General features: G+C 61.0%; 21 protein-coding genes and 1 pseudogene. 5 read left to right on the top strand and 17 right to left on the bottom strand.

The window, feature by feature from the left end; translation table 11 throughout:
- Positions 1–153: 153 nt before the first annotated feature.
- A complete protein-coding gene (locus KI237_RS09565) occupies positions 154–1,044 on the bottom strand; it encodes an AraC family transcriptional regulator (protein ID WP_212799608.1) in 891 nt (296 codons plus the stop codon).
- A gap of 179 nt (positions 1,045–1,223) precedes the next feature.
- Between KI237_RS09565 and KI237_RS09560 the strand changes: the two genes are divergently transcribed.
- Positions 1,224–2,276, top strand: a complete 1,053-nt coding sequence (locus KI237_RS09560) for an NAD(P)-dependent alcohol dehydrogenase (RefSeq protein ID WP_212799607.1) — start codon at positions 1,224–1,226, stop codon at positions 2,274–2,276.
- A 6-nt stretch (positions 2,277–2,282) separates the two neighbouring features.
- On the opposite strand, the pseudogene KI237_RS09555 reads toward KI237_RS09560, so the two are convergent.
- The 5 genes and pseudogenes from KI237_RS09555 to KI237_RS09535 form a co-directional block, all read right to left on the bottom strand.
- Positions 2,283–3,085: pseudogene (locus tag KI237_RS09555) on the bottom strand (IclR family transcriptional regulator).
- A gap of 59 nt (positions 3,086–3,144) precedes the next feature.
- On the bottom strand, positions 3,145–4,455 hold the full coding sequence (locus tag KI237_RS09550; protein WP_024616933.1) for an MFS transporter: 1,311 nt from the start codon (positions 4,453–4,455) through the stop codon (positions 3,145–3,147).
- 178 nt (positions 4,456–4,633) lie between these two features.
- A complete protein-coding gene (gene dgoD, locus KI237_RS09545; RefSeq protein WP_003179439.1) occupies positions 4,634–5,782 on the bottom strand; it encodes a galactonate dehydratase in 1,149 nt (382 codons plus the stop codon).
- A 49-nt stretch (positions 5,783–5,831) separates the two neighbouring features.
- Positions 5,832–6,452 (bottom strand): 2-dehydro-3-deoxy-6-phosphogalactonate aldolase, encoded by a 621-nt coding sequence (locus tag KI237_RS09540; RefSeq protein WP_212799606.1) that lies wholly within the window; start codon positions 6,450–6,452, stop codon positions 5,832–5,834.
- A gap of 19 nt (positions 6,453–6,471) precedes the next feature.
- On the bottom strand, positions 6,472–7,452 hold the full coding sequence (locus tag KI237_RS09535) for a 2-dehydro-3-deoxygalactonokinase (RefSeq protein ID WP_212799605.1): 981 nt from the start codon (positions 7,450–7,452) through the stop codon (positions 6,472–6,474).
- 189 nt (positions 7,453–7,641) lie between these two features.
- Between KI237_RS09535 and KI237_RS09530 the strand changes: the two genes are divergently transcribed.
- On the top strand, positions 7,642–8,274 hold the full coding sequence (locus tag KI237_RS09530) for a glutathione S-transferase family protein (protein WP_212799604.1): 633 nt from the start codon (positions 7,642–7,644) through the stop codon (positions 8,272–8,274).
- A gap of 3 nt (positions 8,275–8,277) precedes the next feature.
- On the opposite strand, the gene KI237_RS09525 is transcribed toward KI237_RS09530, so the two are convergent.
- Complete coding sequence (locus tag KI237_RS09525; RefSeq protein ID WP_014339485.1) at positions 8,278–8,760, bottom strand: GNAT family N-acetyltransferase; 483 nt, start codon at positions 8,758–8,760, stop codon at positions 8,278–8,280.
- Between the two features lie 117 nt (positions 8,761–8,877).
- Between KI237_RS09525 and KI237_RS09520 the strand changes: the two genes are divergently transcribed.
- The 3 genes from KI237_RS09520 to KI237_RS09510 all read left to right on the top strand — a co-directional run bounded on the left by KI237_RS09520 (position 8,878) and on the right by KI237_RS09510 (position 10,378).
- Positions 8,878–9,534, top strand: coding sequence for an HD domain-containing protein (locus KI237_RS09520; protein ID WP_212799603.1), 657 nt, complete (start codon positions 8,878–8,880; stop codon positions 9,532–9,534).
- Positions 9,535–9,617: 83 nt separating this feature from the next.
- On the top strand, positions 9,618–9,965 hold the full coding sequence (locus KI237_RS09515) for a hypothetical protein (RefSeq protein WP_212799602.1): 348 nt from the start codon (positions 9,618–9,620) through the stop codon (positions 9,963–9,965).
- A gap of 32 nt (positions 9,966–9,997) precedes the next feature.
- On the top strand, positions 9,998–10,378 hold the full coding sequence (locus tag KI237_RS09510) for a Rho termination factor N-terminal domain-containing protein (protein WP_212799601.1): 381 nt from the start codon (positions 9,998–10,000) through the stop codon (positions 10,376–10,378).
- A 678-nt stretch (positions 10,379–11,056) separates the two neighbouring features.
- On the opposite strand, the gene araH is transcribed toward KI237_RS09510, so the two are convergent.
- From araH to KI237_RS09460, 10 genes are all read right to left on the bottom strand, one after another.
- Positions 11,057–12,025, bottom strand: a complete 969-nt coding sequence (araH, locus tag KI237_RS09505; RefSeq protein ID WP_212799600.1) for an L-arabinose ABC transporter permease AraH — start codon at positions 12,023–12,025, stop codon at positions 11,057–11,059.
- Positions 12,026–12,035: 10 nt separating this feature from the next.
- Complete coding sequence (gene araG / locus KI237_RS09500; protein ID WP_212799599.1) at positions 12,036–13,580, bottom strand: L-arabinose ABC transporter ATP-binding protein AraG; 1,545 nt, start codon at positions 13,578–13,580, stop codon at positions 12,036–12,038.
- Between the two features lie 75 nt (positions 13,581–13,655).
- A complete protein-coding gene (locus tag KI237_RS09495) occupies positions 13,656–14,660 on the bottom strand; it encodes a substrate-binding domain-containing protein (RefSeq protein WP_212799598.1) in 1,005 nt (334 codons plus the stop codon).
- 175 nt (positions 14,661–14,835) lie between these two features.
- On the bottom strand, positions 14,836–15,654 hold the full coding sequence (locus KI237_RS09490) for an SDR family oxidoreductase (RefSeq protein ID WP_212799597.1): 819 nt from the start codon (positions 15,652–15,654) through the stop codon (positions 14,836–14,838).
- 236 nt (positions 15,655–15,890) lie between these two features.
- Entirely contained in the window at positions 15,891–16,766 is an 876-nt protein-coding gene (locus KI237_RS09485; protein WP_212799596.1) for an SMP-30/gluconolactonase/LRE family protein, read from the bottom strand.
- The gene (locus KI237_RS09480; RefSeq protein ID WP_212799595.1) at positions 16,763–17,509 is read right to left on the bottom strand and encodes a FadR/GntR family transcriptional regulator; all 747 of its coding nucleotides are present in this window, start codon (positions 17,507–17,509) and stop codon (positions 16,763–16,765) included. Before KI237_RS09480 ends, KI237_RS09485 begins: the two co-directional genes overlap by 4 nt.
- 178 nt (positions 17,510–17,687) lie before the next feature.
- Complete coding sequence (locus KI237_RS09475) at positions 17,688–18,248, bottom strand: DUF1285 domain-containing protein (protein ID WP_212799594.1); 561 nt, start codon at positions 18,246–18,248, stop codon at positions 17,688–17,690.
- 16 nt (positions 18,249–18,264) lie between these two features.
- Complete coding sequence (locus KI237_RS09470; RefSeq protein ID WP_212799593.1) at positions 18,265–18,870, bottom strand: DUF4823 domain-containing protein; 606 nt, start codon at positions 18,868–18,870, stop codon at positions 18,265–18,267.
- A gap of 187 nt (positions 18,871–19,057) precedes the next feature.
- A complete protein-coding gene (locus tag KI237_RS09465) occupies positions 19,058–20,026 on the bottom strand; it encodes a GTP 3',8-cyclase MoaA (protein WP_212799592.1) in 969 nt (322 codons plus the stop codon).
- Positions 20,027–20,179: 153 nt separating this feature from the next.
- Entirely contained in the window at positions 20,180–20,818 is a 639-nt protein-coding gene (locus KI237_RS09460; protein ID WP_212799591.1) for a TetR/AcrR family transcriptional regulator, read from the bottom strand.
- Between the last annotated feature and the right edge of the window lie 144 nt (positions 20,819–20,962).

Below are 20,962 nucleotides of genomic sequence, written 5' to 3'. Positions count from 1 at the left end.
ATGGGGGCCTTTTTGTTGCCTGCCATCGAAGAAGCACCGCAGCCCGATGTGGGAGCGAGCTTGCTCGCGATAGCGATTGTTCATTCAACACAGATGTCGACTGACACACCGCTATCGCGAGCAAGCTCGCTCCCACAGGGTGACATCAGTGGATCAAGCGGCGCGCTCTTCCCCGGGGTTGCGCTCGAAGTAGCGCTTGTACTCCCGACTGAACTGCGACGAGCTCTGATACCCCACCTGGTGCGCGACCTGGGCCACGCCCATGCCCTCGGTGAGCAGCAGTCGCTGGGCCTTGAGCAAGCGCAAGCGCTTGAGGTACTGCACGGGCGACAGCAAGGTGCTGCGTTTGAAATGCTCGTGGAAGGTCGAAGCGCTCATGTTTGCGCAACTGGCCAAGGTCTCGACGTTCAGCGGCTCGGTGAAGTGCGCGTGCAGATGGCTCAGGGAGGCCGCGATCCGGGCAAACTGCCCTTGCTGTTCTACCAGCGCCCGCAACACATCCGCCTGCGGCCCACGCAGCGCAACGAACAACAACTCCCGCAACCGCGCCTGGCCCATGACCTGGCATTCCAGTGGATCGTGCAAGCAGTGCAACAAGCGCTCGACACACCCACGCATGGCGTCATCGAGTACGGCGCAGGTCATCGATTCCGGCGTCTGCGGCGCCAGGTTCCGCCCCGGCACAAGTCCCATGGCCAGTACCAACTCCCCCAGCATCGCCCGATCGATCGCGACGGAAACGCCAAGCAGTGGAGCATTGGGCATGGCGTAGGTTTCGCATTCGAACGGCACCGGCAATGCCTGGATCAGATAATGCCCGGCGCCATATTCCAGCGTGCGAGGTCCCAGGTACGCCAGCTTGCTGCCCTGGGCAATGATCACAAGGCTAGGCTCGTAGAGCTGCGGGCCACGCCCGATGTCCTGGCTGGCCCGAAGCGCATGTACCCCGGGCAATGGCGTCGGGACGAAACCGTCGCGGGTCGCCAAGGGTTCTATCAATGAAACCAGCGTAGCGTTGGCATCGAGATGGCGGGTCAACAACATGGGCGAAAACTTCACGAAAAAAGGGATGAAACCATCATCGCAGGTCTGGCGTCACATAGGATCAAATCCTGGCCAAGACCGGAGGATTAGGCATGACAGGCGGAGGAATCGCCATCGCCGTCAGCTGCCAGGACTCCCAGAATGAAACCCTCACCGTTCATTGCTTAGCGAGGTCCATCATGTACACAGCCATCGGATATGCCGCCCAGTCGGCCACCACTCCCCTCGCCCCCATGAAGTTCGAGCGTCGCAGCCCGCGAGCCGACGACGTGGCAATCGAGATTCTCTACTGCGGCGTCTGTCATTCCGACATCCACCAGGCCCGCAATGAGTGGGGCATCGCCGTTTACCCGCTGATGCCCGGCCATGAGATTGTCGGCAAAGTCACCGCCGTCGGTGCGAATGTGACCCGCTACAAGGTCGGCGACCTGGTCGGCGTGGGCTGCATGGTCGATTCCTGCCGCGAGTGCGAAGCGTGCCGTGCCGACCTGGAGCAATACTGCTACCAGGGCATGACCCAGACCTACGCCAGCCCGGACCCTATCAGCGGCGGCCACACCATGGGTGGTTACTCCAACAGCATCGTGGTCAGCGAGCACTTTGTGCTGCGTATTCCGGCAGCACTCGACCCGGCCGGCGCCGCGCCGCTTCTCTGCGCTGGCATCACCACCTACTCGCCCCTCAAGCACTATGGCGTGAAGGCTGGCGACAAGGTTGGCGTGCTGGGCATGGGAGGCCTGGGCCACATGGGCATCAAGTTCGCCAAGGCCATGGGCGCCGAAGTGACGTTGTTCACCCGCTCGGCCAGCAAGGCCGAAGAAGCCCGTCGCCAGGGTGCGGACCATGTGATCGTATCCACCGACGCCGAACAGATGGCCGCCGCAGCCGGACGATTCCACTTCCTGCTGGACACCATTCCGGTGCAACACGACCTCAACCCCTATCTCTCCACCCTGCGCTTCGACGGCGTGCATATCCTGGTAGGCCTGGTCGAGCCAATCGATCCGCCGGTCCATGCGGCAAACCTGATCATGGGCCGTCGCGTCCTGGCCGGTTCGTTGATCGGCGGCATTGCCGAAACCCAGGAAGTGCTGGAGTTCTGCGCCGAACACAACATCAGCTGCGACATTGAAATGCTCGACATCCGCCAGATCAACGAGGCCTACAGCCGCATGATCGCCGGGGATGTGAAATACCGCTTTGTCATCGACATGGCGACACTCAAGGCCTGACGCTCGTCAAACCTTGGCGCCCAGCTCCGCCGACAACCGGGCTGTGACCCCTTTGACCAGGGGAATCAGCTCGGCCATCTTTTCCAGCGGCATGTACGGCACGGTGCTGGCGATGCTGATACCGGCGACAATGCGCTTGCCAGCGTCGCGAATCGGCGCCGCCACACAGCGAATCGACGGTTCGTTGTCTTCCAGGTCGAAGGCATAGCCCCCGCCACATACTCCACCATCCGTTGCTGGAATTGTTCCCAGGATTGTTCCTGATGCTGGGGCCAGAATTGATTCTTCCCACCGGCTGGCAGGCTGATTTCATACAGCCGCTTCCATTGTTCCTGCGAGTCATCGAGCATCAGTGCCTTGCCGATGCCGGTGCGCGCCAACGGCATGCGATGGCCTACGCGCGAGCGCATTTCCGGCCCGTTGCGTCCCGGATTCTTCAGCAGGTACAACACTTCGTCACCCTCGCGAATCGCCAGGTGAACAGTGTCCCCAGTGAGCGCCGACAGCTCGTCCAGATACGGCCCCGCCAGGCTCACCAGTGGCAACTCTTCCCGGGCCTGAAAGCCCAGCTCGATCAATTTCGGCCCCAGCAGGTAACCCACTTGCGGCACCACGCGCAGGTAACGCTCATCCACCAGGCAACTGGCCAGGCGATGGGTGGTGCTGCGGGTGGTGCCGATCAGCCGGGCGATTTCCTTCAAGTCACGGGCGCCGCTGGCGACCGCCTGGACCACGCCCAGGCCACGCAGCAATGTCTGCGTGCCTGTAGGCGCGGCGTCCTTGGTGATTTTTGGATCGTCTTGCTGCATAGCCGGCCTTCAACAGTGAGCGGGGAACGGGCGGCATTATGGTCGCCCGCCCCGTCGGACTACAACTCGATGCGCTCGACCTTCCCGACCAGCAGGATGTAGGACAGCGCGCCAGCCAGTGCCAGGACCGAGATATAGGTAATGGCCGGGGCAAACGAATCGCCGCTGGCGAGGAAGCCAATGACAATTGGCGTGGCGATGGCCGCCAGGTTACCGATGAAGTTGAACACGCCACCGGTCAACCCGAGCAGTCGCGCCGGCGCCAGCGTGGAGACCAGCGACCAGGTGATCGACGCCAGGCCATTGCCGAAGAACGCCAGGGCCAGGAAGGCGATCACCAGCGGCGTCGACTCGACGAAGTTGGCGCCGATGATCGAGGTAGAGATCAGCAACCCGCCAATGATCGGTAGCTTGCGCGCAAACCCCACGGTGGCGCCGCGGCGAATCAGCCAGTCGGAGAAGAATCCGGAGCACAGCACACCCACAAACGCCGCGAGGAACGGCAGCGACGCCAGCAGGCCGGACTTGATGAAGTCCATGCCACGATATTTCACCAGGTAGGTCGGGAACCACGTCAGGAAAAACCACAGCGTGGAGTTGAGGCAGAACTGCCCCAGGTAAATGCCCCACAACTTGCGTTGGGTCAGGACAATCCCCAGGTCGGTCCAGCTGAATTTGGCCTTGACCTTGGCGGTATCGGCCTGGATATCCACCAACCCGCCGCCTTCACGAATCAGTTCGATTTCGGCGGCGTTGGCGCCTTTGAAATCCCGTGGCTCGCGATACACCGCGTACCAGATCGCCGCCCAGAGAATGCCCACCGCGCCGGTGGCGACAAACACCATGTGCCAACCGAAGGCGTGTTGCAGCCAGGCCAATACCGGGGTCAGGAAAGCCAGCCCGACAAACTGCCCGGAGGTGTAGAAACCGATGGCCGTGGCCCGCTCGCGCTCGGGAAACCAGGTGGTGACCACGCGGCTGTTGATCGGATAAGCCGGCGCTTCCAGGGCACCGACCGCCATGCGCAACACGAACAGCGCAATGAAACTGGCGGCAAAACCCAGCATTACCGTGGCCACCGACCACAACAGCAATGCCACGCTATACAGAATGCGCGGCGGCACCCGGTCCACCAGCCAGCCACCGGGGATCTGCATGGCCGCGTAGGTCCAGCCGAACGCCGAGAAAATCAGCCCGACGTGGATCGGATCGATACCCAGGTCGCTGGTCAATGCGGGGGCGGCGATCGAGAGGTTGCTGCGGTCCAGGTAATTGATCACCACGGTGATGAACAGCAGGACCATGATGAAAAAACGCTTGCGGCTGGGCGTCACCAACGACGCCTGCGCGCTCAGGGTGTGCGCTTGCATGTGAGGTGCCTCTTTTTATATTTGTCGAATACGGCAAGGATTGAGCAAGACCCTGTGGGAGCAAGGCTTGCCCGCGATGCAGGCGATGCGTATTACAGTCGGACCGCGTCATCGTTCATCGCGGGCAAGCCTTGCTCCCACAAGACGCCTTTGCTCCTACGCAGTGACTAGGAGTGACTCACCACTCGGCAAAACTGCCATCGGCATGGCGCCAGATCGGGTTGCGCCAGCGGTGGCCGATGGCCGCGCGCTCGATGACGTATTCCTCATTGATCTCGATGCCCAGGCCCGGGCCGTTGGGGATCTTCACGAAGCCTTTGTCGTAGTCGAACACCTGCGGATCCTTGATGTAATCCAGCAGGTCGTTGCTCTCGTTGTAGTGGATGCCCAGGCTCTGTTCCTGGATGAAGGCGTTGTAGCAGACCGCATCCAGTTGCAGGCACGCCGCCAGGGCAATCGGGCCCAGCGGACAGTGCAGCGCCAGCGCCACGTCGTAGGCCTCGGCCATGTTGGCGATCTTGCGGGTTTCGGTGATGCCACCGGCGTGGGACGCATCAGGCTGGATGATGTCCACGTAGCCTTCGCTGAGTACACGCTTGAAGTCCCAGCGCGAGAACAACCGCTCACCCAGGGCAATCGGGGTGCTGGTCAGCGGTGCCAATTCCTTGAGGGCTTCGTAGTTTTCGCTGAGCACCGGCTCTTCAATGAACATCAGCTTGTAGGGATCGAGTTCCTTCATCAACACCTTGGCCATTGGCTTGTGCACCCGGCCGTGGAAGTCCACGCCAATGCCGACGTTCGGCCCTACCGCATCGCGTACCGCCGCAACGTTGGCCAGGGCCAGGTCGACTTTTTCAAAGGTGTCGAGAAACTGCAGCTCCTCGGTGCCGTTCATCTTCACGGCGGTGAAGCCCCGCGCCACGGCTTCTTTCGCCGCGCGTGCGGTGTCGGCCGGTCGGTCACCGCCGATCCACGAATACACGCGAATCTTGTCGCGCACCTGCCCACCCAGCAAATCGCTGACCGACACACCCAGGGCCTTGCCCTTGATGTCCCACAGCGCCTGGTCGATACCCGCGAGGGCACTCATGTGAATGGCACCGCCGCGGTAGAAGCCACCGCGATACAGCACGGTCCAGATGTCTTCGATGTTGCGTGGGTCTTTGCCGATCAGGTAGTCGGACAATTCCTCAACCGCCGCCGCCACCGTGTGGGCACGGCCTTCGACCACGGGCTCGCCCCAGCCAGTGACGCCCTCGTCGGTTTCGACCTTGAGGAAGCACCAGCGCGGCGGAACGATAAACGTGGTCAGCTTGGTGATTTTCATCTTGTTGTCTCTCTTATCAGATGCAGCGCACGGGGCGCTGGAAAAGTCTTCAGTTCAAGGCGTTCCATGCGGCCACGTAGGCCTTGGCGCGCACCGCTACGTCATCCGCTGTCAGGCCCGGCTTGAACAGCCCGGAACCGAGGCCGAAACCCTTGACACCGGCTTCGACGAACACCGCCATGTTGTCCGGCGTAATCCCGCCCACCGGCACCAGCACGGTCCCGGCCGGCAGTACCGCAAGCCAGGCCTTGACCACCGCCGGGCCCATTTGCTCGGCGGGGAACATCTTCAGCACGTGGGCGCCTTCGGCCAGCGCGGCAAAGGCTTCGGTGGGCGTGGCGACGCCGGGGGACAAGTACAGCCCTGCCGCTTTCGCTGCCCGCAACACCTTCGGATCGCTGTGGGGCATGACGATCACTTGGCCGCCAGCGGCTTTCACTTGTTCCACCTGTTCCGGCGTGAGCACGGTACCGGCACCGATCAGGCAATCGGCGGGCAAGCTGCTGCGCAGAATGCGGATACTTTCGTAAGGCTCGGGGGAATTGAGCGGTACTTCGATGACGCGAAATCCAGCGCTGTACAGGACTTCGCCGATGGCCGCCGCCTCTTCGGGACGCAGACCACGCAGGATCGCGATCAGCCCGTTGTGCGCCAGTGCTTGTGTGAGCATGTCAGACCTCCAGTCAGGTTCAGGGGGCGGTGGAATCGAGCAACCCGGCCGCCACGGCCAGTTGCCACAAACCGCGTTCGGTGGCCTGTTCGGCCAGGACCACCCGGGCGAAGCCGCAGGCGTCGAGGGCCCGTTGATAACGGCCACAGAGTTGGGAGTTGCCGATCAGCACCACCGTCGGCAGGTGGAGGCTGTCGCGTCGCCGGCGCTGTACTTCGGCCAGCGCTGTCAGTTCATGGCCGATCAACAGGCCCGAAAGGTAATCCGCCTGGGCGCTCGCCCCCAATTCGCCGGTCAAGCCCAGGCTGCGAGCGCTGAACACCGTGGACAACGGCCCGATCTGGCCGTCCACCGACAACGCCACCTGTACACCGCGATCAAAGGCCACGCCATCGAAGGTCGTACTCCGTTGCTGGGTGCGGCCGAGAATGCTGTGGTCACTGAGCACGGCGAAGATCTCGCCAGTCATGAAGGTGTCGAAATGCACGATGCAGCCATCGGCCACTTCCACCCATTTCGAATGACTGCCGGGCAAGCCGATCAGCACTGCTTCGTCCGGCAGGCTGTGCAACGCGCCGAGCACCTGGGTTTCTTCGCCGCGCATGACATTGGGCAAGCGTGAACGCTGGATCACGCCCGGCACGATGTGCACATCGACACCGCGAAGGCTGCGAACGATTTGTAGGGAATGTCCGAGATTGGCGACGTTGGCAGGTGTGGCGCAGTACGGCGCTTCACGCCAGCCCTGGGCGCTGCCGACCATGCCGCAGGCAATGACCGGCAAGCCAGGCTGTGCATCGAGCCAGTCGCCACAGGCCTCGTCGAAGGCCAATTCAAACCCGTCGATGCACACCTGGCCGGCCACGGTTCGCGGCCCGGAGGGCAACTGCATGATTCCCGATGACAGCGAACGCTGCTCGAGCACCTCGCCACCGGCTGCGAGTTTGTAAGCCCGTAATGAGGTGGTCCCCCAATCGAGCGCGATCAATTGCGCCTGCATCCGCTTCACCTGTTCTGTTTTTTGGCAGTGAGTGAGGCGGACTATAAACCTGGGCGCAATAAAATCTCAATATATAAATATCACTCCCATATATTGGGATACAGCAATATCGCCTGCAAAGCTAATCGCCATTCACCCAGGACCCTGCTACGTTTTCTGCCGGACGCCAAACAACTCAGGAAAAAAGTGATGGGACAACTGCTGAAAATCCTCGGCCGCACTTCCTCGATCAACGTCAGAAAAGTGTTGTGGACCTGCCAGGAGCTGGAAATCGCCTACGAGCGCGAAGACTGGGGCATTGGTTTTTCTTCAACCCGAGAACCGGCGTTCCTGGGCTTGAACCCCAATGCCCAAGTGCCGGTGATCATTGATGAGAACGGCGTGCTCTGGGAATCCAATACCATTTGCCGTTACCTGGTGGGCAAGCATGGACCCAGCGACCTGCTGCCTGTCGAGCCCGCCGCCCGGGCGCGAATCGAACAGTGGATGGATTGGCAAGCCACAGAACTCAACCCGTCATGGGGCTACGCCTTCCACGCCCTGGTGCGCAAGCATCCGGACTTCCAGGACCCGCAGCGCATCGCCGCGGGCATCAAAGGCTGGAACGAGAAGATGGGTTTGCTGGAGCAGCAACTGAACCGCACCGGCGCCTACGTGGCCGGTACGGCGTTTTCCCTGGCGGATGTGCTCATCGGCCTGTCCGTACACCGCTGGCGCCAGGCGCCCATGGAGCGTCCGGATTATCCAGCGGTGGCCGCCTACTGCAAGCGGCTGGAACAGCGCCCCGGATTTGCTGAGTACGCATCCAACGCATACTCATGAGTTTCAATTGCCGTTCGCGAAATCCCGTAGCACCTTACCGTCCATTCGGTAGCGCACCCATTCTTCCTGGGGTTGCGCGCCGAGGGACTTGTAGAACTCGATGGCCGGCGTATTCCAGTCCAGCACGCTCCATTCGAAACGGCCGCAATCGTTGTCACAGGCAATTTTAGCCAAATGCCGCAGCAAGGTCTTGCCCGCCCCGCCGCCACGCTGCTCAGGCGTGATGTACAGGTCTTCGAGGTACAGGCAATTGCTGCCCAGCCAGGTGGAATAACTGAAGAAAAACACCGCGAAGCCAATCGGCACGCCATCACGCAGGCAGATCAACCCGTGGGCGGTTGCGCCCTCGCTGAACAGGCTGCGCTCGATGTCAGCCACACTGGCGATGACTTCGTGGCGGGCCTTCTCGTAATCGGCCAACTCGGTGATGAAGGCAAGGATTTGAGGCGCATCGCTGGGTTGCGCAGGACGGATCTCGATGGACATGAACAGGCCTTGTAGCCAATTGAAAGCGCCATACTAAGCCGCTACGTGCCGCTCGTCACATATGAAAATGAACATCATCCACGAACCCTTGAAGTACTGACATACAAAGGATCTGTCATGACCGCTGCCGCCTTTGCACCTTTTCAAACCGTCGCTGCGCAGTTGCTGCCTCATGCACTGGAGCCCTCGGAGGATGGCGCTCACGATCTGTCACACCTGCAACGGGTCTGGCACAACGTACGCTTGCTCCACCGTGATGAAGGCGGTGACCTGCTTATCCTGCTGGCGGCAACGTTGCTGCATGATTGCGTGGCGGTGGAAAAAAATTCACCGCTGCGCGCCGGGGCCTCTCGCTTGGCAGCGGATAAGGCATCGACGCTGTTGTCGACATTGAACTGGCCAAACGAAAAGATCAGCGCCGTTGCCCATGCCATTGAGGCTCACAGTTTTTCGGCCAATATCGCAGCGATCACACTTGAGGCCAAAATTCTCCAGGACGCCGACCGCCTCGACTCATTGGGCCTGCTCGGCGTGGCCCGCACATTCTATGTGGCCGGACGCATGGGCAGTGCGCTCTATGACCCTCAGGATCCGCAGGCCAAGTCCCGGGATTACGATGATCGACGTTTCTGCCTCGATCATTTCCAGACCAAATTGTTGCACCTGGCCGACGGTTTCCAGACCGCCACCGGGCAACACATGGCGCAGATCCGTCATGAAAAACTAAAAAACTTCATGGAGCAATTCATGGAAGAAGCCGGACTCGTCGGCTAGACCATTCGTCGCGCCCCAGGCACCAACCCAAATCCAGCGAGGCCCAAGATCAGGTAAGCATTCTGAAAATGGAGGCGACACCCATGATCACTTCAAGGCTGACTGCATTGACCCTTGCCACGCTGCTGTCCTCGGCGGCGTTCGCGGCGACCACTTCCGGCACCGGGCCGACCGATCCGGTGCAGGCGCCCAACTCCCCGGCCACGCAAGGCCTGCCCAAGTTGAACACCGACGGCACCGGCGGCGGCACCTTGAACAATGGTCAACCACCGGCGACCGGTACCGATCCGCGCGTGCAGGGCAATGACACGGGGCGCCAGGGCGGGATGAACACCCCGGACTCGACAGCACCTGATAACGCCGAGACCGGGGTGGGCTCGAAAACCACGACCGGTGGTTCGGGTTCCGAAGGCGGCGGCGCCAGCCAGTAACCTCTGCTCACACACAAGAGGAGGAAGGTCCCATGCCTCGTGGAAGCAAAGACAAGTACACCGCCGAGCAAAAGCGCAAGGCCGAGCACATCGAGGAAAGCTACGAGAAGAAAGGCTTGTCCGAAGATAAGGCCGAGGCCCGCGCCTGGGCGACGGTGAACAAGCAATCGGGCGGCGGCGAACGCGCCGGCGGTTCGGGAAAGGCCAAGCCGGCGACGCAAAAGAAAACCGACCGCAAGGAATCCGCCCGCCGCGCCGCCAAGACCCGTGAAGGCCACCCGCGCACCAGCAAGGCCTCCCATGGAATCCAGACCGTGGACAGCCTGATGAAAGAGGCCCGGGCGAAAAACATTCCCGGCCGCTCGAAAATGCGCAAGCAGGAGCTAGTCGAAGCGTTGCGCAAGGCAGGGTGATGTAGGCGTCAGGGTAGACGCCATCGCGAGCAGGCTCGCTCCCACACTGGGCCTGCGCTGTGCCGAGGTGATAAGCCTGGCGCAAAAAACTGTGGGCGCGAGCCTGCTCGCGAAAGCGGTGGGTCAGCCAGGGAAGTGTTGAATGTGATGACGCCGTCGCGAGCAGGCTCGCTCCCACACTGGGCCTGCGCTGTGCCGGGGTGATAAGCCTGGCGCAAAAAACTGTGGGAGCGAGCCTGCTCGCGATAGCGGTGGGTCAGCCAGGGAAGGTTGAATGTGATGACGCCATCGCGAGCAAGCTCGCTCCCACACTGGGCCTGCGCTGTGCCGGGGTGATAAGCCTGGCGCAAAAAACTGTGGGCGCGAGCTTGCTCGCGAAAGCGGTGGGTCAGCCTGGGAAGTGTTGAATGTGATGACGCCGTCGCGAGCAGGCTCGCTCCCACACTGGGCCTGCGCTGTGCCGGGGTGATCAGCCTGGCGCAAAAAACTGTGGGAGCGAGCCTGCTCGCGATAGCGGTGGGTCAGCCAGGGAAGTATTGAATGTAATGACGCCATCGCGAGCAAGCTCGCTCCCACACTGGGTCTTCGCTACGCCGGGGTGATAGGCCTGGCGCAAAAAACTGTGGGAGCGAGCTTGCTCGCGATGGCGGTCGATCAACCGCCAGCGATCTCTGACTCTCAGCGCTGTTTCAGGCGGTCGATCACCACCGCCAGCAGCAGGATCGAGCCGCGAATGACGTATTGGTAGAAGGTGTCGATGTTCTTCAGGTTCATCGCGTTTTCAATGATCGCCAAAATCAGCACGCCGGCAATGACGTGGCGAATCATGCCGATGCCACCGCTCAACGATACCCCACCCAACACGCAGGCCGAGATCACGGTCAGTTCGAAGCCTTGGCCGATCATCGGCTGGCCCGAGGTCATGCGCGACGCCAGGATGACCCCGGCCAGGGCGCCGATCAAGCCATGCACGGCGAAGATGATGATCTTGGTGCGATCAACGTTCACCCCCGCCAACAACGCCGCTTCCTGGTTGCCACCGATGGCCATGGTGTTGCGCCCATAAGTGGTGTAGTTCAGCAGCCAGCCGAAAAACAGGAAGCAGGCAATGGTGATCAGGATCGGCACCGGTACGCCGAACAATTGGCCGTTGCCGAACACGAAGAACGACTCCTGCGACACACCCACCGCTTTGCCGTTGGCAAAGATGTAGGCCAGGCCACGGACGATCTGCATCGTCGCCAGGGTGGTGATCAACGCATTGACTCGCAGCTTGGCGATGACGACGCCGTTGATCAGGCCGACGATCAGCCCCATCACCAGCGCCGCGCTGACGCCGAGGAACACGCTGTTGGTGTCGCGCATCACCACCGCCGCGACTACGCCGGCACAGGCAATCACCGAACCGACCGACAAGTCGAAGTGCCCGGACGCCAGGCAATACAACATGGTGCACGCCGCAATGCCGGTGGTGGAAATCGCCAGGCCCAGGCCGCGCATGTTCAGCGGCGACAGGAAGTTGTCGATCATCAGGGTGCAGAGCACGAAGATACCGATGGCCGCCAGCAGCATGACCCAGTCGTCCAGGAAACGGCGCAGGTCCAGGGGTTTGCGTGCCGTTGGCAGTGCATTGTTTTGAATGGTCATGATTTACCTCTCAGTTCGCCGCGTCGGCAACGCGTTGGCGCGGCAGCGCCAGTTGCAGCAGGTTGGATTCGTTGGCCTGGTCACGCGGCAGCTCGCCGCGCATGGCCCCTTCGCACAGCACCAGGATTCGGTCGGATATGCCCATCACTTCCATCAGGTCGCTGGACACCACAATCACCGCGATACCATCGGCCGCCAGGTTGTGGATAATCTGGTAGATCTCCGCCTTGGCACCGATGTCGATGCCGCGAGTAGGCTCGTCCAGCAGCAGGACTTTCATCGGCATCGACAACCAGCGACCCAGAATCGCCTTCTGCTGGTTGCCGCCGGACAGGTACATGATTTTCTGGCTGGCCGCCGGCGTCTTCACTTTCAGCGACTTGATCTGCTTGTCGGCGTTGCCCCGCTCCCAGTCGCCACGCAACAGGCAGCCCAGCGCGGAATGAGCCGGGCGCGCGCTGATGTTGATGTTCTCGCCCACGCTACCCAACGGGATGATGCCTTCCTTCTTGCGATCCTCCGGGCAGAGCAGCACGCCAGCGGCGATGGCATCCCTGGGTGAACGCAGTTTCAGTTCCTTGCCGTGCAGGACGAGACTTCCCTCGCGCTGACGCTCCAAGCCACTGAGCAAGCGCAGCAGCTCGGTACGACCGGCGCCAACCAGCCCGAACAAGCCGAGGATCTCGCCCTTGTGCACCTGGAAACTCACCGGTTCGCGCAAGCCCGGCCCCAACAGGCCCTTCACTTGCAGCGCCACATCGCCGCGCTCCCGGGAACGGTAGTCATAGATGTCCTGGATATCGCGACCGACCATGCACGTGACGAGTTGATCATGGGTCAGCTCGCTCATGTTTTCGAAGGTGCGCACGTAGCGACCATCCTTGAACACCGTCACCGCGTTACAGATACGGAACACCTCCTCCATGCGGTGGCTGACGTACAGCACCACTTTGCCCTCGTCCCGCAGGCGGACGATGATCGCCATCAAACGGTCGATTTCCCGGGCCGACAGGCTACTGGTCGGTTCGTCGAAAGCAATGACGTGGGCGCCACGGGACAAGGCCTTGGCGATTTCCACCAACTGGCGCTGACCGAGGGACAGGCGACCGACTTTTTCCTGCGGGTCGATTTCGTCGGCCAGGCCTTTGAGCAACGTCAGCGCCTGCTGGCGCAGCACGCCACGATTGACCAGGCCAAAACGCGCCGGCAAATGGCCAAGAAACAGGTTTTCTGCGACGGTCATTTCCGGCACCAGGTGCAGCTCCTGGTGAATCACCGCCACCCCGCTGGCGATGCTGTCGGCAGTGCCCTTGAAGGCCATTGTCTGCTCGCCGATCTGCAAGTCGCCGCTGCTCGGGATGTAGGCGCCGCCGAGGATCTTCAGCAACGTGGACTTGCCCGCGCCGTTCTCGCCCATCAAGGCATGCACCTGCCCCGGATGCGCGACGAAACTGATATTGGCCAGCGCCTGCACCCCGGGAAAGGATTTGCCGATCCCGTTGAACCGCAAGCTGCCGCCGATGTTGTGTTGCTGTGTCGCTGTTTGCGCTTGCATAACCACCTCGAACTTACAGAGATCAAGCGACCCCGCCACTCATGTGGCCAGGGCCGCTTTTGAATCAACCGGCCGTCAGTTCCACAGGCCGATCTTTTCCAGCTCCTGCTTGAAGTTCTCCCGGGTGATCAGCGTCACCTCGTCCATGGCGGTGTACTTCGGCGGTTCCTTGCCGGTGGTGATCCACTCGTACATCATTTCGGCGGTCTTGTAGCCTTCGATGTGCGGGCTTGGCAGCATCGAACCGAAGAAGCCGCTGTCAGGTTTCTTCAACTCGCCGATGGCGTCGGTACCGTTGATGCCGATGCCGATCACGTTGGCCGCCTTGAAGCCGGCAGCTTCGGTGGCGCGCACGCCGCCCAGCACGGTGTTGTCGTTCATGCCGCCGATGATCAGGTTCTTCGCACCGCTTGGCAGCTTCACCAACGCTGAGTTGGTGGAGTCCATGCTGCCGGGTACGTCGAGGGTCTTGAGGGCCGAATAGAGGATATGGTCTGCCGGCATGCCGGCTTTCTTCAGGGCATCGACCGAACCGTCGGTGCGCTTCTTGCCGGTGTCCAGCTCGTTGAAGGTGTTGACCACCGCGTAGGTCTCTTTCCAGTCCCAGTTGCGCTTTTTGGCTTCGGCAGCCATCGCGGCGCCCTGCTTCTGGCCCACCTCGAACGCGGCCATGCCCAGGTACGGCACGTCTTCCATGAACTTGCCATCGGAACCGACGAAGCGGTCGTCGACGGCGATTACTTTCATGTCATTGAGCTTGGCCTTGGCCACGATGGCCGGGCCGAGGGAGACGTCCGGCGGGCAGATCACGAAACCCTTGGCACCGTTGGCGGCCAGGCTGTCGATGGCCGAGAGAGTCTTCTCGCCGTCAGGCACGGCGATCTTGATCAACTCGAAGCCTTTGTCCTTGCTCGCCTTCTCGGCGAAGGCCCATTCGGTCTGGAACCAGGGCTCCTCGGCCTGCTTGACCAGGAAACCGATTTTTACAGGATCAGCCGCCAGCAAACTGCTGCTGAGGCTGACCGCGGTAACCGCCAGGGCGGCGCGACACAGGGAACGGATCCCACGACGATGATTCATAGTTGACTCCTTGTTTTTTTTATTGAAAGCCAAACGTCCAGGTTTCTGCTCCACCATCGGTGGACATGCGCAGGCTGGGCGGTTACAGCAAGTTGCTACACAGCATAGGTCTAAATAGTCATATCGTATGATGATTGGATTACAGGCGAAGTTTCCGACCGCAACCCAAGAATATTCAGTCGTGGTACATGACCGAACGTCCACCATCGATGGTGATGCATGAGGCATTGATAAACGGTGCTTCGTCACTGGCCAGGAACACGGCCGTCATGGCCACTTCGATCGGTTGCCCGACGCGCCGTGGCGGGTGCAGATCCAGCGCACGCTGGCGTTCGGCATGGGGATCGGCAAAGCCGTTCCAGTAGTCGACGTTCAGTTGGGTTTCGATATAACCCGGTGCGATGGCGTTGACGCGTACCCCTTTGGGCGCGTATTCGATGCCCAGGGCGCGAGTCAGGCCGAGCAAGCCATGCTTGGCCACCGGGTAAGGGAAACAGCCGGGAATGATGTGGGACGAATGGACCGACGCAATGTTGATAATGCTGCCCACGCCCTGCTCGATCATCTTTGGCAACACCGCCTTGCAACCGTACCAGGCGCCATCCAGATCGATGGCGAAACAGCGACGCCAGTCTTCTTCGGTCATCTCCAGCGGGTCACGGAAGACATTGACGCCAGCGCAGTTAACCAACACATCGATGCGCCCGTGCAGCTCGACGGCGCGCCGGGCCATGGCCTGCAAGTCCTGCGGCTTCGACACATCGGCCTGCAGCGCTTGCACATCGGCCCCGCGTTCACGCCAGTGGGCGGCCACCGCCTCGACCTTCTGCGCCTGGATATCACTGATCACCAGCCGAGCCTGTTGCGACGCGAACGCCGCGACGATGGCCTCGCCAATGCCTTGGGCGGCACCGGTCAACAGCACGACCTTGTCTTTCAGGCGCTCGCCCTTCGTTGGCTCCGGCACGGGTGGCAATACCAAGGGCTCAGCCATGGTTCAAGCCTCCTGCGCGCGGGCACGACAAAAACCGGGCATTCACGGATGACCGGCGCAAAAACGCTTGAAAGAACAGTGGCCGGCGTACGCCACCGGGGCGTACGGGGAAAGATCGTTGCATCACTTCACCTGTTTTGTTTTTTTAGTGTGAGTGCGTATTGCCGATGGAGCCGACTATAAACCCGGCCGCCAAATAATCTCAATATATATATTTACATCCCATATTTTGGGATTCAACCTGCGAACCTTGTACACACCACGCCAGGCACATCGACACGCATCGACAGCACGGCACCGTCCAGCGGATGACCCAATGGGCTCGCCGCGCTGGTGATGTACAACGTCTTGAGGTCTTCGCCGCCGAAGACACAACTGGTCGGGCGGCTGACGGGCAACTCGATCACCCGATCGACCTGCCCGTCCGGGTTCAGCCGCAGCAGGCAACTGCCGTCCCAGCGGGCGTTCCAGATATAACCTCGGGCGTCCATCGCCGAGCCATCCGGGCCGCCACGTGGGTGCGGGCCGAACCAGACCTCGGCAGGCGCCAGGTTGCCTTCCGGATAGATAAAGTGCCGATACAAGGTGCCATCCAGGCTGTCGCCGAAATACACCGTGGTGCCATCGGGGCTCCAGAGCAACGTGTTCGGAATGCCAAGCCCACGCAACAAGGGCATGACCCGACCATCACCCGCGACGCGAAACAGCCCGCCGGAGCGCCGCTCGATCGGCAAATCCTCGCCTTCGTCACCAATATTGTTCTGCATGGTTCCGAGCCAGAGTTGCCCCAGGGCGTCGCAACGGGCCTCGTTGGGACGATTGCCTGGCTGGGGGTCGGCCATGCACAGCAGTGTCAGGCGCGGTTCCAGGCCCGGAGAATCAAGATCGAGGCGGTAGACACCGCTGCTCAGGGTCACCAAGGCGTCGCCACTCTGGGTCGGAATGAAAGCAGACACATGCTCGGGCATCTGCCAGATCTGTACGTTGGCGCCGATCAGCCGCAGTGCCTGTTTGCCGGCGATATCGACCCAATACAGCGCCTGGGTCGGCTCGTCCCAGAAGGGCCCCTCGCCCAACTTCGCCCGGTGTTCCGTCACAGCCGTCCACTTCATTGAAACCTCCCGTTCCCAGCTTGCCCGGCGGCGTCTGTTCGACCGGCCATGACATTGGGGTAAAAGCGTTTGATGGCCAGGTCAGCGTTATCGATCAAGGTCATGCAGGCCCAGACACCCCGCGTGGCGTCACGGGCGGCGATGGCGTCGGCGATGTCCTTGTGGATGGGCAAGGTGCGGCGCAGTTCATCCGGGTCGGCCGCCGACACCTCGAACGACACCGCCAGCAGCGCACCCAGGGCCGGGACCATTTGTTCGATGAATTGATTATGGCTGGCGGCAAGAATGCACTCATGGAAAAACTGGTCGGCGCGGTTGTAATCCGCGCCGCTGTCCACCGCTCGCTCCAGCGCATGGTAGGCCAGGCGGATCGCCTGCACCTGATCGGCCGTGGCCCGCTCGCAGGCCCAGCGCACCGCCATCGGCTCGATGGTGCGCCGCAGGTCCAACAAGTCATCGACAAAATTTTCCGGTAGGCCGCTGCGTGACAGCCAGCCCACCACTTGGGGGTCGAACAGGTTCCAGCGTCGCACCGGCAACACCCGCGTGCCGACTTTCGGCCCGACCTCCAGCATGCCTTTGGCCACCAGGGTCTTGATCGCCTCGCGAATCACCGTGCGACTGACGCCCAGTTGTTCGCCCAAGTCCGCCTCGACCTTGATGGTTTGCCCAGGCTTGACCTGGCCGGCGGCTATCCAGCCCCCCAGCCAATCGACGGTCGATGCATGAAAACTGCTGGACATGAAAACCCCGCGGGCCACTCTTATTGGAGGCCCACGCTAATCATCATATGATTGGGTGTCAATTTGAATTTTACGCAAACCACCCGTGGGAGCGAGCTTGCTCGCGATAGCGGTCTCCCAGCCGACACCGATATTGGATCAACCATCGCCATCGCGAGCAAGCTCGCTCCCACAGGGGCTAGGGTTCCAGGCCGATGGGGAAAAACTCGCCGCCGCTCCACACGCCCAACCAGCGCTGCCCGTCGATCTCGCGGCTGACCGCCAGCTCCACCAGTTGGTAGAACACATTGCGATGGACCAGCGCTTCGAGATTGCTGCGCACATGCACGTAGGGCGCGGGTTCCTGGGTCTGGGTATCGATCACCACCCGCAGCGGATGCTCGGCACAGGCCTCGGTGGTTTCCTCGACATTGGTGGTAAAGCGCAACACCTGACCTTCCCCCTGCCCTTCAACCTCAAGGGTCACCGCCACGAACGGCGCATCATCGACCTTGATGCCGACTTTTTCCACAGGAGTAATCAGGAAGTAATCATCGCCGTCGCGGCGGATGATGGTGGAGAACAGCTTGACCATCGGCTTTCGCCCGATGGGCGTACCCAGGTAGTACCAGGTGCCATCCCGGGCGATGCGCATGTCGATGTCGCCGCAGAAGTCGGGGTTCCACAAGTGGACCGGCGGCAGGCCTTTGGTCTTGGGGATCTGCCCCAGCAAGTCATTGGCTTTTTGCGGTCCGCTCATGGTGACTCCTGATTATTTATTCGTCGCTCATCCCCAGCAGGCTGCGGGCATATTCACGCAAAGGCGTGGCGATGAGGTCTTGTGGCTGCTTGTCGTGCAACGTCAGTAAACCGCCACGACTCTTGATACGTGCAGTATCAATCAAATACTGGGTGCTGGTCTCGATCAACATGATTTGAATCACGCTGGTATCGACACCCAGGCGATCCACGGCTTCTTCATCCTGCCATTCGTCAGTGTTGCCGATGCGGTTGTCAGCCTTGGCGAAGCGGGTGTACAGCAAATAATGAGCACCGGCGGAACGGGCTTCGCCCATGGCCTGGTCGAGGCCTTCGGGAACGCGGGCGCGACGGACCATGGGGAAATATTCGATGAAGCCATTGAAGGCTTCTTCGGCCACGACGTTGGGACGCGGATAAGCACCGCCTGGTGGAGCGAAGGCACCCTGGGCAATGTAGATGAACGAGTCTGGCTGAATACGCAGGTTGCTCACACGACGGCTGTCGCTATGGTCCAGCAGGCCGGCGTCGCTCATGTGATAACGAACGCCCTCTCCCATGTCACTGACATTCATGCAACCGCCAAGCGCCATAACGGCCAGCAGCAAAACCAGGCTACGCATCCTACCCTCCAAAAACCGGTGTCGGAAAACCGGCGAATGGTCGTGGGATGCAGCTTTTGCGCCAGCTCATCGAGATGGAGGCCAGATGTACCCAGGTGAATGGGAAATTGCTATCGCGGGCAAGCCTTGCTCCCACATGGTAAGCGTCGTACTTGTGGGAGCAAGGCTTGCCCGCGATAGCGATAGATCAGCCGCCGATGATTTTCATGATGGTAGCACCGCCCGAGAATGCGACTTCCTGCTTGTCCCCCAACGCCTTGACCAGCAAGCGCTGAAGCGCCGGCAATGCCTGGTGGCGAGGCTTGTCCAACAGGTCGCCGACGAAGTGACGGTTACTCGACGACAGGCAGCCATGCAGCCAACCCGTGGAAGACAACCGCAGGCGCGAACAGGTACGGCAAAAAGGCACGCTTTCGTTGGCAATCACGCCAAAGTGACCCAACCCCGGTATCTCATAGCGCACCGCCGTGGCATCCACCGGGGCGTCAGCTTGCAGGTACTCGTATTGATCGCCAATCAGGCTGAGCAATTGCTGGAGGCTGACGAACTGCTGCAGGAAAGCGTTGGAGTCGCTGGCCAGGTGCCCCATGCGCATCAACTCGATGAAACGCAACTCATAGCCACGTTCCAGGCAGTACTCAAGCAAAGGCATCACCTGGTCCAGGTTCTGCCCGCGCAACGGCACCATGTTGACCTTGATCTTCAGTCCGGCGGCCCGGGCCTGCTCCATGCCGTCGAGCACGGTCGCCAGGTCGCCACCACGGGCGATACTGCGAAACGCGGCGGGGTCCAGGGTGTCGAGGGAAACGTTGATGCGGCGAATACCAGCATCCACCAACAAGGGCAGTTTTTTCGCCAGCAACTGGCCGTTGGTGGTCAGGCTGATGTCTTCCAGGCCCATCTGCCCGACCGCCGTCATGAAACGCTCGAGCTTGGGGCTGACCAACGGTTCACCCCCAGTGATGCGCAGCCGCTCGATGCCGGCGGCCTCGATCAAATAGGCCACGCCACGCGCCATGGCCTCGGCCGACAGTTCATCCTGCGCAGCCACCAACCGCTTGCCGTCAGGCACGCAATAGGTACAGGCGTAATTGCAGGCTGAGGTCAGGCTTATCCGCAGATTACGGAAACGCCTGCCTTGACGGTCAACGATCATGGATCACTCCGGCACGAGAAAAATCGGACTCACGAAAACTGACCTAGAAATCAAGATTTCGCAAGACCCAAGCCTGAGTATATTACTGGGGCACTGCGCCATGTAAGCGGACATGGCGCAATAAGACAGCTGAATGTCTTGGCCTGTGCGGCCTTAGCTGCTCGGGACGTCGGTATCGCGCTTGCGCTTGTTGCCCATGCGCACGCCAATGTCCATCAGGAACTGGAAGAAACCTTCCTGATCTTCCAGCACGTTGCTCCAGAACGGCGAGTGATACAGCGCCACCGCGCCATGCACCAACGCCCAAGCGGCGCAGTAATGGAAATAAGGCGGCACGTCTTCAAGCTTGCCTTCAGTGATCCGGCCCTTGATCAGCAGGGTCAGGCGTTCGAAGTTCGAGGCGCGGATCTTGTGCAGCTCCTCGACCATCTCCGGCACTTGGTTGCCCTTGACCACCTTCTCTTCCAGGCGATCGAACAAGCGGTAGCGCTGCGGGTCGCGCATGCGGAATTCGAAGTAGGCCCGGGACAGGGCCTCCTTGTCCTTGTCCACGTCGGCCGAATGCAGCAGCTCGTTCAAATCGCGCTCGTAGTCGAGCATCAGGCGCAGGTAGATCTCCGCCTTGGATTTGAAATGTTTATAAATCGTGCCTTTGCCGATACCCACGGCATCCGCAATCATCTCGACGGTGACACTGTCTTCACCCTGGTCGAGGAACAACTTGAGCGCGGTGTCGAGAATTTCCTGCTCGCGGCGGCGAAACTCACGGACCTTACGGGGTTCTTTGTGCATAAGAAAAAGGTCTGAAGGGTCAAAATTCGAAGCCGGGTATTATGCCTAACTTACGCAAAAATGCACGGATCATCCGTTCTCGGCCACTGTTCTTCACAAAACCGTACACACCCGGCTCGCCGTTTCTCACCCCAATGCGCCGCG

Origin of the sequence: Pseudomonas sp. St316, from assembly GCF_018325905.1 — a bacterium.
Lineage (GTDB): Bacteria > Pseudomonadota > Gammaproteobacteria > Pseudomonadales > Pseudomonadaceae > Aquipseudomonas.
The sequence above is the reverse complement of the archived record's forward strand: the minus strand, read 5'-3'. Positions and strand labels throughout refer to the sequence as shown.